Origin of the sequence: Marinobacter sp. tcs-11 (assembly GCF_002049515.1) — a bacterium.
In the GTDB taxonomy this organism is placed as follows: domain Bacteria; phylum Pseudomonadota; class Gammaproteobacteria; order Pseudomonadales; family Oleiphilaceae; genus Marinobacter; species Marinobacter nauticus.
On record NZ_LLYU01000014.1, the window covers coordinates 1 to 13,698 of the forward strand.

Sequence of the window (13,698 nt, forward strand, 5' to 3'; positions counted from 1 at the left end):
GCGCATTGCTGGGGCCGATACACTGGAGAAGCTTGAAGCCTTGCTGCCCTGGAATGCCGAGTTGCCGGCTTTGAAAAAAGTGGCTCAATACGATTAGGGCAAGTGGGTCGATTTAACGGCGCTTACAAAGCAACAGAGGGCTCATCCTGAGCAGTACACGCGGATTGCGTTCCGCCTCATCTAGGCGATGACAGAATTAAAGCAAGGTGATGTTGCGGTGGCGTGACGGGGATAAAAAAACCGAGCCCCGGGACAGGGACTCGGCAAACAATCATGATCCTAATCCTGATTGGCCGACAATCGTAACCTTCAGCTGTTTCAATTTCATTTCAGGAGAACAGGGTTCATTCACCAATCCTGTTTCTGCTTGAGAAGCTCATTGTTGTAGGGACCAATGGTTTCAAGCAAAACGGATGATCTTGAGAACTGGCCTCGACCCCAGGCAATGTCATTTTGCCATTCGTCCTTCAACGCCGATTCAATGGTCCACTGCTTCAGGGATGAATAAACAAGCCGCGCCTGAGCCGTAACACGGCTTTCTGTCAGGTTCTGGAATGGGAAGAATTCAAACTTGTCGCACTGAACCAGAAGGGTCGTCTCAAGAGTACCCGCTGCCAAAAACGACGCATCATAGAGTAGCTGGAAAATGATGGACTCTTTCACTGTGCCCAATGGAGAGCAGGAAAAGGCGTTGAGACGGACGGACAGGGAACACTGGCTATCTTCCAGTTCAATGTGCGGCCTAATCCATGGGCCTACGAACGTAGATCTGTGAAACGCCAATAGGGCTCGGTAGTGGTCCTCTCTGGGGTTCATTTCATTAACCTCAGATCGGGACTGTCAACGTCCTTTTGAACAGACCTTGGGGGAGAAAAAACGCCGGGGTTGAACCCCCGGCAATGCGAGAGCACCTGGTACTTATCGTACTTCAGGAACCCTCACTATAGGGTTCTAACGTTACAAACGAATTTCAGGCTACGTTCCCTAAGAGACCTTGCGCCTTTCCCTCATGACCTTCCAGTCAATGACGTTCCCCGCAGAGTCGAAATGGACATAGCCAGCATAACCATCCGATTCTTCCCAGGTTTTGATAAAGCCAACAACCTCGCCGTTCTCTGTGCACATTTCGTAGGACGTTTTACTAGGGTCTATCTGGCGCGATTCATCGACTTCAGGCTCGACCTCCCAGAGTGTCTGGTCTTTTTTGAGAGACAAGGGTAAGCGTTCATTCCACGACGTTCTGCCACCCCGGTGAATTTGTCCCTACAGTAACCTCACATTTTCCAACAAGAGGTTACTCCCATGAGAAAGCACCGCACCCCGGAACAGTGGCAAGCCCTGGTTGACCAGCAGCATGACAGTGGCCTGTCCGCTCCGCAGTTTTGTAAGCAGGAGAATATCGGCTACGCCAGTTTCTGCAACTGGCGCAAGCGCCTGTTGAATCAGCCAGCCAGTGCGGCTTCGGATTCCGGCGAAGCCGGTTTCCTGGACCTGTCCTCACTGATGGGCGCGTCGCCATCCTCCGGCCCTGGCTGGAACATTGTGCTCAGCCTGGGCAACGGCGTCGAACTGCGGCTGAGCCAGAACGGATGATCGGGCTCGATAGCCAGGCCAGGATCTGGTTGTGCACCGAGCCTACCGACATGCGCAAATCGTTCCGGGGCCTGAGTGCCCTGGTCCGGAATCAGTTGAAGCACGATCCGCTCAGCGGCCAGTATTTTGTCTTCGTCAATCGCCGCAAGACCCAGATGAAGATGTTGTACTTTACCGCCACCGGGTATTGCCTGTGGGCCAAGCGCCTGGAGCAGGGACAGTTCCGGGTGCCGTTATCCGCCTCCGGTCAGAGGGCTCTGACCCTGACAGACCTGCAACTGCTGATCGATGGCATCGAAGTGCAGAAATACCGCCAGTTCAAGCGTTTTCGAGGGGTATAGAGGGCGGACTTTCGGTATAATATCGGCCATGAATTCAATGGCTTCCACATCCCAGTCCAACGCACCTTCCTACTCGGCCCTGGCCGAGGAGAATGCGTTGCAGCGCGAGCAGTTGGATGCTCAGGCGGAAGCCATTCGGCAGTTGAAACTCCAGTTGGACTGGTTCAAGAAGCAGCTGTTCGGCCCTAAATCCGAGAAGCAGGTTTATGATATCCCAGAACAGGATAGCCTGTTCACCTCCGGTGAAGCACCGCTGCCGGAGAAGCCTGCCGAGGAAGAGAAGCGCACCATTAAGGCCTATCAGCGCGGCACCGGCAAGAAGCAGCGGGACGACGATTGTCTGAACGACACCGGCCTGCGCTTTACGGCGGATGTGCCGGTGGAAGTCATTGAGCAATTGCCCCCGGAACTGACCGGGCCGGACGCCGACCAGTACGACATCATTGGTACTAAAACGACTTATCGCCTGGCCCAGCGCGCCTCCAGCTATGTGGTGCTCAAGTGTGAGCGCCCTGTGTTCCGGCGTAAAGGCAGTGATAAGCCCATCACCACACCGGCCCCGTTCAACGTGCTGGACAACAGCCTGGCCGATGTCAGCCTGCTGGCCGGGTTGCTGGTGGACAAATTCCAGTTCCACCTGCCGCTGTATCGCCAGCACCAGCGCATTCAACAAGCAGGTATTACCCTCAGCCGCAGCACCCTGACCAACCTGGTGAAGCGTGCCATCGACCTGCTTCGGCCCATTGTGGACGCCCAGACCGACAACGTGCTGCGCAGCCGGGTGCTGGCCATGGATGAAACGCCCATCAAGGCGGGCCACCAGGGCCGGGCGGGCCCGCAGAAAGGCAAGATGAAAACAGGCTGGTTCTGGCCCCTATACGGTGATGACGACGAAGTGGTGTTTACCTACTCGAACAGTCGGGGCCGACTGCACATCGAGCAGGTTCTGAACGACCAATTCAGTGGCACTCTGATCAGCGATGGTTATGCCGCATATGCCCGCTATGCCGCGGCCCAGAAAGGCATTACTCATGCTCAATGCTGGGTGCATAGTCGCCGTTGCTTCGTTGAGGCCCAAAAGGATCATCCTGAGAAGGCCACCGAAGCCCTGCAACAGATCGCGAAGCTGTACCAGATTGAAGATACCATTAAGGAAAAGGAGCTCACCGGCGAGAAGAAGCGTCAATACCGGCTGGACCATGCGAAGCCGGTCGTCAGCGGCTTCTTCCAATGGTGCCGGGATCAGTTGGGGCAAGGCGGCCTGTTACCCAGTGAACCGTTAACCAAAGACCTGAATTACGTGCTCGGCCGGGAAACGAGCCTGACGGTGTTCCTGGAAGATCCGGACGTACAACCCGATACCAACCACCTGGAACGGGCCCTGCGGCCCATTCCAATGGGCAAGAAAAACTGGATGTTTTGCTGGACCGAACTGGGTGCTGAACACCTGGGTATCATCCAGAGCCTGATCAGCACCTGCAAGCTACACGATATTACCCCGTACATGTATCTGGTGGACGTATTGCAACGCATCAGCCAGCACCCGGCCCGTGAAGTCAGCGACCTGACGCCCCGACTCTGGAAAACCCGGTTCGCCGACAACCCGTTACGTGCGCTGATCAACCCACGCCACCCTGACCGCCAGAGCAAACAGCCGGAGGCCACCGTTCATGCGCATTGATGACATGAGCATCGACCAGTTGCTGGAGCTGAACCAGTATATCTGCCAGCGCATTGATGAACTGCAAGAGAAGGAAACCCTGCAAGCCCTCAGTCAACTGCGAGTGGGAATGAAAGTGACCTTCGAGGGCCGGGAAGGACCGGTGTTGGGGATCGTCACCAAAATCAACCGCAAGAGTGTGATCGTGCTGGGTGAGGATGGCGGGAAGCAGTACAAGGTCTCGCCAGAGTTGTTGCGCCCGCTTCGTGACGTGAAGTAGGTCAACTACGTCTTGGAATGAACGCTTACAGACAAGGTGGTTTCAATCCAATCGGAACTCATGGGGCACCTCTTTACTGGGTAAGGGACAGCACTTATCTGGCTGTTTATTCTATGCTCAATTTAGTCGGCTATTTTGATGTGTCTCAAGTTGATTTTGGTCTTAAAAATTGATCTGAAATAGCCTGCATTCGGTTGCCTAGTAGCCCAGATAACCGTAGCCGACCGTATCCCGATATTTTTCAATGTGTCGTACGTTGATTGCTCGGACAACGCCTTCTGCTTCAAGCTCACTGAAGCACGCATTGAATGCATCACGGTGTTCTTTTTTACGAAACGAGGCTCTATAGGGCGTCGGGGCAAAAATCGGAATGAACATCACTTTCTGGTGCAAATCAGCCTTATCCGCATAGGTTCGGTCCGCGCGCAAACGGTGGTTAATCTCCGCAAAGATAAGACCATCCGCAAGCACCACATCCACGCGATTCAGAAAGAGCATTCGCGAGTGGATGCGCTGGTCTGCAAACTCGGAATATGAGGCAAAAGACTCAATGTGAGATTCAATACCCAGCAATTGGGACGCACCGGCAAAGGAAACAACACGCAGCCCTTTTAAATAGCGAAGATGGTAAGGCTTGATGTTCGTGGACTCCAAAACGGCGGCGCCATTCTGATAATACACGTAGGGAGTGCTTTCAAAACCTGGCGTGTCCATATCGGGAGGCACGGTCATTACCGCATCGCCCAGCCCCTCATGAGTGAAATTCCGGAGGTGCCGTTTGAAGGGGTAGAAATGAAAGTGAACATCTATGTCACATCGATCCATGACTGCAGCGAATATCTCGATATCGCGCCCAGCCGGCCCCTGTTCTGATGTTGCCGGGAGGTAGGGAGCTAGTACGAGAAGTGGCTCTGGCTCTGATGCTGCATTGGCCTGAGTGGCCAAAGTGCCAATAGCGAACGCCAGAAGTAACCATTTCATTTAGATGCCACGTGATTATCGAGAAACTACAACTACTTCCCTGCACCTAAACTCAAGGTTACCGCTAATTCCATTTTCAGAATCACGATATTACTACATTAGTGTTTCAGCTCTGTGACAGTGACGCGCTCGCCTTGTTTACCACACTGATGAATACCTGGCTGGTCACGGTTCTTATCGATTCGTTCCGCAAATCGCCGGCCCCAACGTGTCCACAAAGTGTCAGCCGTGTTTAGCGTAGAGACTCTGGAAGAAAGCCCTGTTTCGAATGTTCGCTTTTGTTTAGGTTCGGACAATTTATGATTGCACTACGCAAAAAGACGATGAAATAGACGGTTCAACGGTTGTTAGACAAAGGTGGGTAACTTCACTCCGAGAGGGTTGCATTCCGCGAGGTCCGGGTTCGCTTTAATGCGGGTCCCCATGATGTAGTCGAACCAGGGACGGGTGACGCACCAGTTGGCGTCCCAATTGGTGTTCATATGGTGATTGTAATGCCAGGGAATGGCCTTCTTTCCCACTCGGGTTCCTCATAGACTTCGTCGCGGTAATCCTTGGTGCGCAAGATCTTGTGATGCTGCCAGTGGCTTTTCTTGGACTTTGCCTGCCATTCTCGGGGCATTGTTGGCTTTGATTGCAAACTATGTGCTGTTTCGGTCTGCGGGACGGTGATCCAGCTTATTGGTTCAATGGTCAATGTCCTACAAGGAAGCAGGACAATATTGGGCATTGCTAAACGGCAGGTTTTGTTAACGTCCGCCCCCTTGGACGGGCCATCTACATGGTCGACATTCCTGGAAAACACATTAAGGACTTCCTGCTGTGAGCACCCCAACCGATACTTCTTACGACACCCCTGTTATCCCGAGAAAAGTTCCGGCCGGCCCACCACTGAACTGGATTTCGGCGGCGGTGCGACTGCTGCGCAGTAACTGGGGCGTGATTCTGCCTGCCTATCTGCTGGTGTTTCTTGTTCCGGCGCTGATTCAATATGGTGCGATGGAGATGATTTCCGGTGGCAGTGTCTTTGGCACCGTGGTGCTGGTGATTGTCAGCATTTTCGTAACGCTGCTACTCAACGCCGGTATGGTGGCTCTGTTCCACAGCGCAGCCGAGGGGACTCCCCGGTTTACCCAGGTGTTTTCCGGCTTCAGCGGGCACACGATACTTCATACTTTCCTGATGGTAGTGATGATGATTGTCGTCGGCATTGTACTGTCCGTTATTGGCTACGTGATCGCAAGTATTGCCGATTTTTCGTTTTCATCTGTTAGCCGCTATGGCATGGGTGGTTTCATGGATGATGGCTTCGGGCCCTCAGCAGGTATTGCTGCGATTCTGCTCATGTTCATTGCAGTGCTTGGCGCGCTGGTTCTGTTCGGTGCGTTGTTCTTCTATGCAATCCCGTTGATTGTGGTTGCCAGACAGGGGGCTTTAGAGGCTGTTCGTAACAGCCTGCGCGCGTGCTTCAAGAACTTGTTTGTACTGCTTTTCTTTGCTGTAAACGCGATGGTTGTTACTCAACTGGTACTGTTCCCCACGTTCGCAATTGGTGCTTCAACCGCATCGGTTATTGGCATGACGGTGATTACAATTGTCGTGTCATTTGTCTGGGGGGCGGTTCTCGCGGGCGCGTATTATCTTTCGTTCCGGGATATTCTTTTGGGCAAAGGTGATACCGAAGCAGGCAACGCTATCGAAGCCACTGTTCCCGCCTGAAGCGACCCAAAAACAAGCTATTGGTGGGTGTGCCAACACCCACCCAACCTGGCGAAGCGCGCATCTGTTCAGATTGATCATTTTACCTGCGCTTTCCGCCAGGGCCTGCCACTGCACGCTTTGCACTGCCTATCCTGTCGTTGCCAACAACGTTATCCACAGATTCTGTGGGCAAAACCAATCAGCCCTGTTGGTTCATCCCTAGCTGTGGAAAACACTTGTTCAAAAACCGGTTCATGGGGTTCTCGATGATCGAGGGCAGGTTGATACCCAAAGGGTTGGACTCGGCAAGCTCCGGATTTGCTTTGATACGGGTCCCCATGATGTAGTCGAACCAGGGACGGGTGACGCACCAGTTGGCGTCCTGATTGGTGTTCATATGGTGATCGTAATGCCAGGGAATGGCCTTCTTTCCCCACTCGGGTTCCAGGTGAGAGCGCCGGTGCACATAGAAGTACCGGCCAGCCGCGTAGTAGGTGCCCAGTGTAAAAAACGGGGCTACCGGTAGCGCCAGAGAGGTAACCGCAGTGAGCGCAAGCAGGGAGGTGACTTCGTTCCGGGTGCGCCAGTTGGAAAACCCTTCTTCATAGCCTTCGTCGCGGTAATCCGTGGTGCGCACGATCTTGTGATGCTGCCAGTGGCTTTTCATGGACTTCGGTACCGGGCTGTATCTGGGTTTTCCCGGCCGTGGGGTCCCGTGGAGGATGTATTTATGGGCATACCATTCAACGCCGTTGGCAAAAATCAGGGCGACCGGAAAGCCAATCATGAATCACCTCTTTCAGAGCGTGGCTGAGTTTTCATCGTGCCATAGCCGCCTTGAATTTCTGAGCTCATTTGCGTCAGCTTGTCAGGCCCCGTTGGCGGAATCGGACAACCTGATCAAATTGCCTCCAACATTGGGCGCCCCAGGGATGACGAGGGTCGGGCGAACCTGTCCTGAGACTTCGCACAGAGTTATCCACAGATTCTGTGGGCAAACCGCTGAGTGATCCGCAGCTGTGCAGGTTCGTAATTCCCCGTAGTTGGGTGCAATCGCTTAAGAGTTCCGGTAGTGTCGCGCCCTTTTTGCCCCAAGGACCCATTCCCAATGACCGCCGAGACTATCCCTAAACCCAAGGCAAGCGAGAGCGTCTGGAGCGACAGTGATCCCGTTGTGCTGGTTCTGACCATTGGCTTTATTCTGCTGTTTGTTGGTGCTTCTGTTGTCGATGCCGATTACGTGGCTGACCTGATTGGTCACGGTTTTTCGTGGACCGCAAAATATCTTGGTTCTTTTTTCCAGCTGTTCCTGCTGCTCACGTTTTTTGTGGCGGTTGCCACGGGCGTAAGCGGTGCCGGTCGGGCCAGGATTGGAGGGCTGGATGAGCCGGAGATTGGCCGGTTCCGCTGGCTATCGATGATCATGTGTACGTTGCTGGCCGGTGGCGGAGTCTTCTTCGCAGCAGGTGAGCCGGTCTATCATTTTGTGGTCACCCCGCCGGCGTTCGACACCGAGGCAGCGTCCCCTGCCGCCGTTGCACCTGCGCTTGCCCAGTCATTTATGCACTGGGGGTTTCTAGCCTGGGCTGTGCTTGGCTCACTAACGGCCATCGTGCTCTCGCGCGCGCACTACTCACAAGGGCAGCCACTGCAGCCACGGACGCTGCTTTATCCCGTGCTAGGCGAGCGTGTTGTCAGCGGGCGCCTGGGTGGAGTGGTGGATGCTGCCTGCGTGATCGCAGTGGTTGCCGGCACCGTGGGCCCGATCGGCTTTCTGGCGACACAAATGAGCTTTGGATTGCATGAGCTGTTCGGTGTCTCCGATGGCTACGGTACTCAGCTCATGGTTCTGGCTGTGCTGGCAGGGGTATACATGACATCCGCAATGACCGGGCTGCATCGGGGTATCCAGCTGCTCAGTCGTTTCAACGTCATCCTGGCGCTGGTTATTGCCGGCGTTATTTTTGTGTTTGGCCCCACGCTATTCCTTACGGATGTCTACCTGCAATCCATGGGCGAATATCTGGGCTCGTTTTTTTCCATGGCGACCATGACAGCACAGACGGCGCCCGATTGGTGGATGAAGTGGTGGACGGTGTTTTTCTTTGCCTGGTTTATTGGCTATACCCCCTTGATGGCAGTGTTTGTATCGAGAATCTCACGGGGTAGAACCATCCGTGAAACCATCATGGCAGTCGCCATACTGGCACCCATCGCCACGACCATCTGGTTCACGTTGCTGGGTGGCTCTGGCATATACCATCAGCTGTCCGGCACGTTTGATTTGACCGACGCTTTGAACAATTTCCGGTTTGACGTCGCCACATTGACGGTTGCGCAGGCACTGCCGGGAGGCACCTGGATGGCGGCCGCAATCCTGTTGCTGACCACCATCTTTGTGGCGACAACCGGAGATTCGATGAGCTACTCCATTGCGATGGTGGGGGCCGGCCATGACGAGCCGCAACCCTGGATTCGCGTTTTCTGGGGTGGCGCCATGGCACTGATGGCCGCGATTCTTCTCTATATGGGGGCCGGTCAGATTGGGGTGTTGCAACAGTTCATTGTGATCACAGCCATTCCGGTGTCGTTGATTATTCTCCCTTCTCTGTGGACCGGTCCCCGGGCCGCAGCAGCCCTGGCGAAAGAGCAGGGGCTGGCTTAGGTTTTTACTTTTCCCCTCAGGGATTTGATCTCTCCACGGCGGGTTTTGTTATCCACACGCCGCCGTTGGGAGGATTTCGTCGGCCGCGTTGGCCGGCGGGCTTTTTGCGGTTTTACTGCCTCCTGAATGAGAGTCTTGAGTCGGTTCAGCGCGTCCTCTTTGTTCTGCTCAAACGTGCGGAAAGACTGCCCTTTGATCACAATCACGCCGTCTTTACTGATGCGCTGGTCGGACAAAGCCATCAAACGTTCTTTGTAAAACGGCGGCAGGGTGGAATGCAGGACGTCGAACCGTAGGTGTACGGCAGAGGCAACCTTGTTCACATTCTGGCCGCCTGCCCCCTGGGATCGTATCTGCGTAATCTGGATTTCCCAGTCTGCCAGTTCGACGGCATTGGATAATTTCAGCATAGTGGCACGTGTTGAGAGCTCGGATTCGGGTGTTTACGAGTATCATCCTACGCAATCCGGCAACCAATCAGAAGCGATGAACACAGGGAGACACCGAATGAAGGTGATGGTTTTAGGCGCTACCGGCCTGACCGGAGGCATGGTGGTGGAGAAACTCCTCGAGCAGCCGGAGATATCGACTGTGATCGCTCCGGTTCGCCGGCCGATGGTCGTGGAAAATCCGAAACTGGAGCAGCGCTTCATGGATTTTGATGCGATGGAGGCTCAGCCTGACGCTTTCCAGGTGGATGTCCTGATCTGTTGCCTTGGAACAACCCTGAAAAAGGCAGGCTCCAGAGAAGCCTTTCGCAAGGTCGATCATGACTATGCATTGAAGGCAGCTCAGATGGCCCGTAACGCCGGTGCTCGAGCATTGATTCTGATGTCGGCCATCGGAGCATCGTCGCAATCCCCGGTTTTCTACAATCGAGTCAAAGGAGAGCTTGAGAACAATGTCCGGGCGCTGAAATTTCCTTATCTTGCGATCTACCACCCGAGCCTGTTGCTGGGGCAGCGCAAGGAGGCTCGAACGGCCGAGGCTCTTGGTGTGGCCGTCATGCCGGTTGCGAATCGGGCGTTGATCGGGCCACTGAGAAAATATCGGGCGATTGAAGCGGAAGCCGTAGCGTCGGCCATGGTCAACGAGCTCGAGACCATTAGCGGAATCACTTCGGGCGGTGCAGTGGTGAGAGTGTGGGAGTACGACGATATCTTAACGATGGGCAATCGTCGCTAATGCTGTCCTTCACCTGATGTAAAATCCGGGTCACTGTTCCCGGGCGATCGATGAGGTTGATTAATGAAATATGTACTTTTTCCTTTTCTGGTGTTTTCCGTACTCATGGCGACAGGTTGCAGTCGCCCGGAATCGCCCCAGGAAGTATCGGAAGCATTTTGGCAAGCTGTACTTGAAGAGGATGCTGAAGCGGCCGCAGATTATTCAACCCTGGTCGATGAAGCGGCATTCGATGGTTTTGAACAGCAATGGCAGAACGTGAGCATTGAGTGGGGGCGTGTGGTCATTGATGACAATCTGGCCCGGGTAACCACCACCCTGAGTGGTCTGGAGGGCCGGAACGAAGCCACGGAGTCCTTAACCTATCTGGTACGTAAAGGTGACGACTGGCTGGTGGATTATTATCGCACCGGCGATGCCCTGAAACAGGGCCCAGTTTGGGGAAGTCTTGTTGGGCAGCTGGAAAAACTGGGTGAAGATCTCAAGAGTCGCTGGGCAAATCAATCCGATGAGATGGCGGTAGAGCTTGAGAGGCTGGGGCGGGAGTTGCAGCAACAGGCCCAGAGTATGAATGAAGATATGTCGGCGTTGGCTGAAGAGTACGGTGACCAGCTGAGCCAGCATCTGGAAGCGCTGTCTGAATCCCTGCGGGAAGCGCTTAAATCTACCCCATCTGCAACGCCGCAGGACAGACGTACCTTGAACGAAACGGTAATCAGGCTTGAAGACCAGCGGGAGCAGTTGTCTGAAATCAACTTGAAGACGCTTGCGGAGAGCACCGCGACCGCCGCCGAAGCCCAGCTGCAATTGGGCGAATTGAGCGAAGAGTTTGCGGCCTACAAGGCGGAATGGCGGCAACGTGTTGTCGACATGCAAGCAGAAATGGCTGAGTTTCTGGAGAATCTGAAGACCCGCTGAGCCCAGAGGCGCCTCGCCCTTCTTTAGTGCATATTTTTGATGGCGCACCCCGATGGTGCGCCTCTCTCATCGTTTGAATCCGGCAGTTGCTACTTCCCTTCAGGTTTTGACCGGTCCGCCGGTTCAGGCCCGCTCTTTGCTTAGCTTCCTTCTGAAAGCAGGTATGTTTGCACCACCTCGTTGTAGTGCAGGCATGCAGTACCGATTGAGGAAGGCGCGCTATGACTTTACGCAGTGATTCCATGAACCTTTCATCCGATGAGCGGGGTTGGTTGCCCTGGTTTGGGGCCACAGGTAAGTTGCGGATGGGATGGTCCTGTTTTTTGAACCGCCAGCAATATGCAACGAATGAAGAGATATTCGAGAGCATCGCGAAAACCCGTCGCGAAGCGCTGATTAACTGGGCAAATGGCAAGTGGGCCTTCCTTGAGGGGCTTGCGGCACGACTTGAGGGTAGCGAACACGATAGCATTTCAGAGGTACTGGATTCGGCCGTTACGCGCCTCCGGGAAATTTCCGAGCTTTTCGTTGTGAAAGAAGATGGCTCTGTTGTCGCCTCGACGGTGACCGGCAGAAACGGAGCCGCAGGCCTCATGCCCGCGGCCGTGCAACGAGGGGTGAGAGAGCGGTTCCTCCACGGGCCCTACAGTGACCCGGTCACCTTGCAGCTTGGTGCCACAACTTCCAGATTTCATGACGATGTCACGCTGATGTTCTACCAGCCGGTCGCTCTTGCTGGCAATCAGGCAGCGGCAGTCTGTGCCCGGGTTCCGAACGATGTCATGAGTGACCTGATTCAGCGCGAGGCCGGGCACATTTTTGAAGAGTCTGGCGACAACTACATTTTCATGATCGACAGTCAGTTTGATCCATCGATCAGACCGGGAGTTGCCCTGTCGCGCTCGCGGTTTGAAGACGCTACCTTCAGTCACGGCGACAACCTCAAAGACGGAATCCGTACGGGCTTCGGTACAGTACGGATTCGGGAACACACCGAATTCGAAATACGTTTTACCGACCCGGCTACGGGGCAGTTGCACCCGGGGGTACGGGAAACCATGGCCCGTGGTGAAAACCTCTACGTTAAGTACCCCGGCTATTCCGACTATCGCCATATACCGGTGATTGGCAAGGGCGTGACCTTCCAGTTACCCGGGTCTCCTGATCGTTGGGGCATGATGTGTGAAGGCGACCTGGAGGAGGTGTATCGGAAACGTTCGGTCAGCTATCGACTGACGGCGCGGCTCGGGGTCCTTATGGCGCTTATCTGGGCAGCCAACGTAGCGGTTTCGGCAAGCGGTGCTCCTCTGTGGCTGGAAGCCTCCGTGAACGCGATGGTTGCGCTCCTGGGGCTTGTCATCTTCCGGGCAAGTTCCGCCAAGCCATTGGCAGATAGCCTGTCATCACTCGCGGATGTCATACGGAACATTGCCGAAGGAGGCGGGAATCTGCGCCAGCGTCTCGATGTCGGCAAGACCAAGCGGGATGAGAGCGGGGATCTCGCGCGCTGGATGAACAGCTTTCTGGATACCCTCGACGGCATGGTGGGGCAGGTCATCAGTCTTGCGGGTGAATCCCGCTCCGCCAGTGAACACCTTGTGGGTCAGAACCGCCAGGCGGATGAAAAGATTCAGCAGGTGGTACACGACATAGAGCAGATGCTGAAGGGCGCTGATCTGCAGCAGAACGAAATCGAAAATGCCTCGACCACAGCGCAGGAAATGCGAGTTAGCATGGAAGATGTGGTGGCTCGTGCCAAAGATCAGTTTGCCCGTGTCAGCCGTGAAACCGAGAGCATTCGCGACGTTATCGTGCGTTCGGCCGAGGGTATTCGCGCCGCGAGTGAACGCACGGACGAGATCGGCAAGGCGGCTGAAATGATTAACGACATTGCTGCCCAGACCAATCTTCTAGCGCTCAATGCAGCCATAGAAGCGGCTCGGGCTGGTGAGGCAGGGCGGGGATTTGCAGTCGTCGCCGATGAGGTCCGGCAACTGGCCAGTCGGACAGCCCAGGCCACGACGGAAATTGATGAGCGTCTGTATCGGGTGCGGGAAGAAACTCAGCGCGCCGTAACCACAATGGAAGAAGGCATGGCAGAGATGGAGGCCCGTCTGGCTCAGGCCCGGGCGGCGTCGGATGACAACGCAGAGCTGCATCACATGGTCGACAAGCTCTTCCGGGCGATCTCGGGCATCGCGGAAACCAACGCTGTTCAGAGTTCACAGACCAGTGGCGTTGCTGACAGCGTAAGCTTCATGACGACGGTGATCGCGGGTTTGACGGCGAGTTCGGAAATGACGCACGTTTCGGCAAACAAGCTGAAAAACCTCACCGGTCAGTTTCAGGTGAGCAATGCGTAAGCTGCTGGCCC

At 55.0% G+C, this 13,698-nt stretch carries 14 protein-coding genes; 9 read left to right on the plus strand and 5 right to left on the minus strand.

Features of this window, described 5'->3' with window-relative positions; genetic code table 11:
* Positions 1-348: 348 nt before the first annotated feature.
* Positions 349-816, minus strand: a complete 468-nt coding sequence (locus ARC85_RS14175) for a hypothetical protein (RefSeq protein WP_011786679.1) — start codon at positions 814-816, stop codon at positions 349-351.
* 486 nt (positions 817-1,302) lie between these two features.
* Between ARC85_RS14175 and tnpA the strand changes: the two genes are divergently transcribed.
* The 4 genes from tnpA to ARC85_RS14195 are packed head-to-tail and all read left to right on the plus strand — an operon-like array spanning position 1,303 to position 3,874.
* A complete protein-coding gene (tnpA, locus tag ARC85_RS14180; protein ID WP_286715205.1) occupies positions 1,303-1,593 on the plus strand; it encodes an IS66 family insertion sequence element accessory protein TnpA in 291 nt (96 codons plus the stop codon).
* Complete coding sequence (gene tnpB, locus ARC85_RS14185; RefSeq protein ID WP_016915087.1) at positions 1,590-1,934, plus strand: IS66 family insertion sequence element accessory protein TnpB; 345 nt, start codon at positions 1,590-1,592, stop codon at positions 1,932-1,934. Before tnpA ends, tnpB begins: the two co-directional genes overlap by 4 nt.
* A 28-nt stretch (positions 1,935-1,962) precedes the next feature.
* Positions 1,963-3,615 carry an IS66 family transposase gene (gene tnpC / locus ARC85_RS14190; protein ID WP_286715208.1) on the plus strand — a complete coding sequence of 551 codons (1,653 nt, stop codon included), beginning with the start codon at positions 1,963-1,965 and terminating at the stop codon, positions 3,613-3,615.
* A complete protein-coding gene (locus ARC85_RS14195; RefSeq protein WP_286715210.1) occupies positions 3,605-3,874 on the plus strand; it encodes a hypothetical protein in 270 nt (89 codons plus the stop codon). Before tnpC ends, ARC85_RS14195 begins: the two co-directional genes overlap by 11 nt.
* A 198-nt stretch (positions 3,875-4,072) precedes the next feature.
* On the opposite strand, the gene ARC85_RS14200 is transcribed toward ARC85_RS14195, so the two are convergent.
* Together ARC85_RS14200 and ARC85_RS14205 are read right to left on the minus strand one after the other, a co-directional pair.
* On the minus strand, positions 4,073-4,855 hold the full coding sequence (locus tag ARC85_RS14200; protein ID WP_011786681.1) for a type 2 periplasmic-binding domain-containing protein: 783 nt from the start codon (positions 4,853-4,855) through the stop codon (positions 4,073-4,075).
* Between the two features lie 347 nt (positions 4,856-5,202).
* Positions 5,203-5,376 carry a hypothetical protein gene (locus ARC85_RS14205; protein ID WP_226538144.1) on the minus strand — a complete coding sequence of 58 codons (174 nt, stop codon included), beginning with the start codon at positions 5,374-5,376 and terminating at the stop codon, positions 5,203-5,205.
* Positions 5,377-5,677: 301 nt separating this feature from the next.
* On the opposite strand from ARC85_RS14205, the gene ARC85_RS14210 reads away from it, so the two are divergent.
* Complete coding sequence (locus ARC85_RS14210; protein ID WP_153740968.1) at positions 5,678-6,574, plus strand: hypothetical protein; 897 nt, start codon at positions 5,678-5,680, stop codon at positions 6,572-6,574.
* Between the two features lie 181 nt (positions 6,575-6,755).
* Here the strand turns inward: ARC85_RS14210 and ARC85_RS14215 are convergent, their stop codons facing one another.
* A complete protein-coding gene (locus ARC85_RS14215) occupies positions 6,756-7,343 on the minus strand; it encodes a sterol desaturase family protein (protein WP_153740969.1) in 588 nt (195 codons plus the stop codon).
* A 321-nt stretch (positions 7,344-7,664) separates the two neighbouring features.
* On the opposite strand from ARC85_RS14215, the gene ARC85_RS14220 reads away from it, so the two are divergent.
* On the plus strand, positions 7,665-9,221 hold the full coding sequence (locus tag ARC85_RS14220; RefSeq protein WP_153740970.1) for a BCCT family transporter: 1,557 nt from the start codon (positions 7,665-7,667) through the stop codon (positions 9,219-9,221).
* Here the strand turns inward: ARC85_RS14220 and arfB are convergent.
* Positions 9,218-9,631 carry an alternative ribosome rescue aminoacyl-tRNA hydrolase ArfB gene (arfB, locus tag ARC85_RS14225; protein ID WP_022991515.1) on the minus strand — a complete coding sequence of 138 codons (414 nt, stop codon included), beginning with the start codon at positions 9,629-9,631 and terminating at the stop codon, positions 9,218-9,220. The two genes, ARC85_RS14220 and arfB, sit on opposite strands and share 4 nt — an antisense overlap.
* 97 nt (positions 9,632-9,728) lie before the next feature.
* Between arfB and ARC85_RS14230 the strand changes: the two genes are divergently transcribed.
* The 3 genes from ARC85_RS14230 (at position 9,729) to ARC85_RS14240 (ending at position 13,687) form a co-directional block, all read left to right on the plus strand.
* Entirely contained in the window at positions 9,729-10,406 is a 678-nt protein-coding gene (locus ARC85_RS14230) for an NAD(P)H-binding protein (protein WP_286715211.1), read from the plus strand.
* A gap of 63 nt (positions 10,407-10,469) precedes the next feature.
* Positions 10,470-11,324 carry a hypothetical protein gene (locus tag ARC85_RS14235; protein ID WP_222534482.1) on the plus strand — a complete coding sequence of 285 codons (855 nt, stop codon included), beginning with the start codon at positions 10,470-10,472 and terminating at the stop codon, positions 11,322-11,324.
* A gap of 221 nt (positions 11,325-11,545) precedes the next feature.
* Positions 11,546-13,687: a methyl-accepting chemotaxis protein gene (locus ARC85_RS14240; protein ID WP_153740973.1), complete on the plus strand. Its 2,142-nt coding sequence runs from the start codon at positions 11,546-11,548 to the stop codon at positions 13,685-13,687.
* Positions 13,688-13,698: the final 11 nt, after the last annotated feature.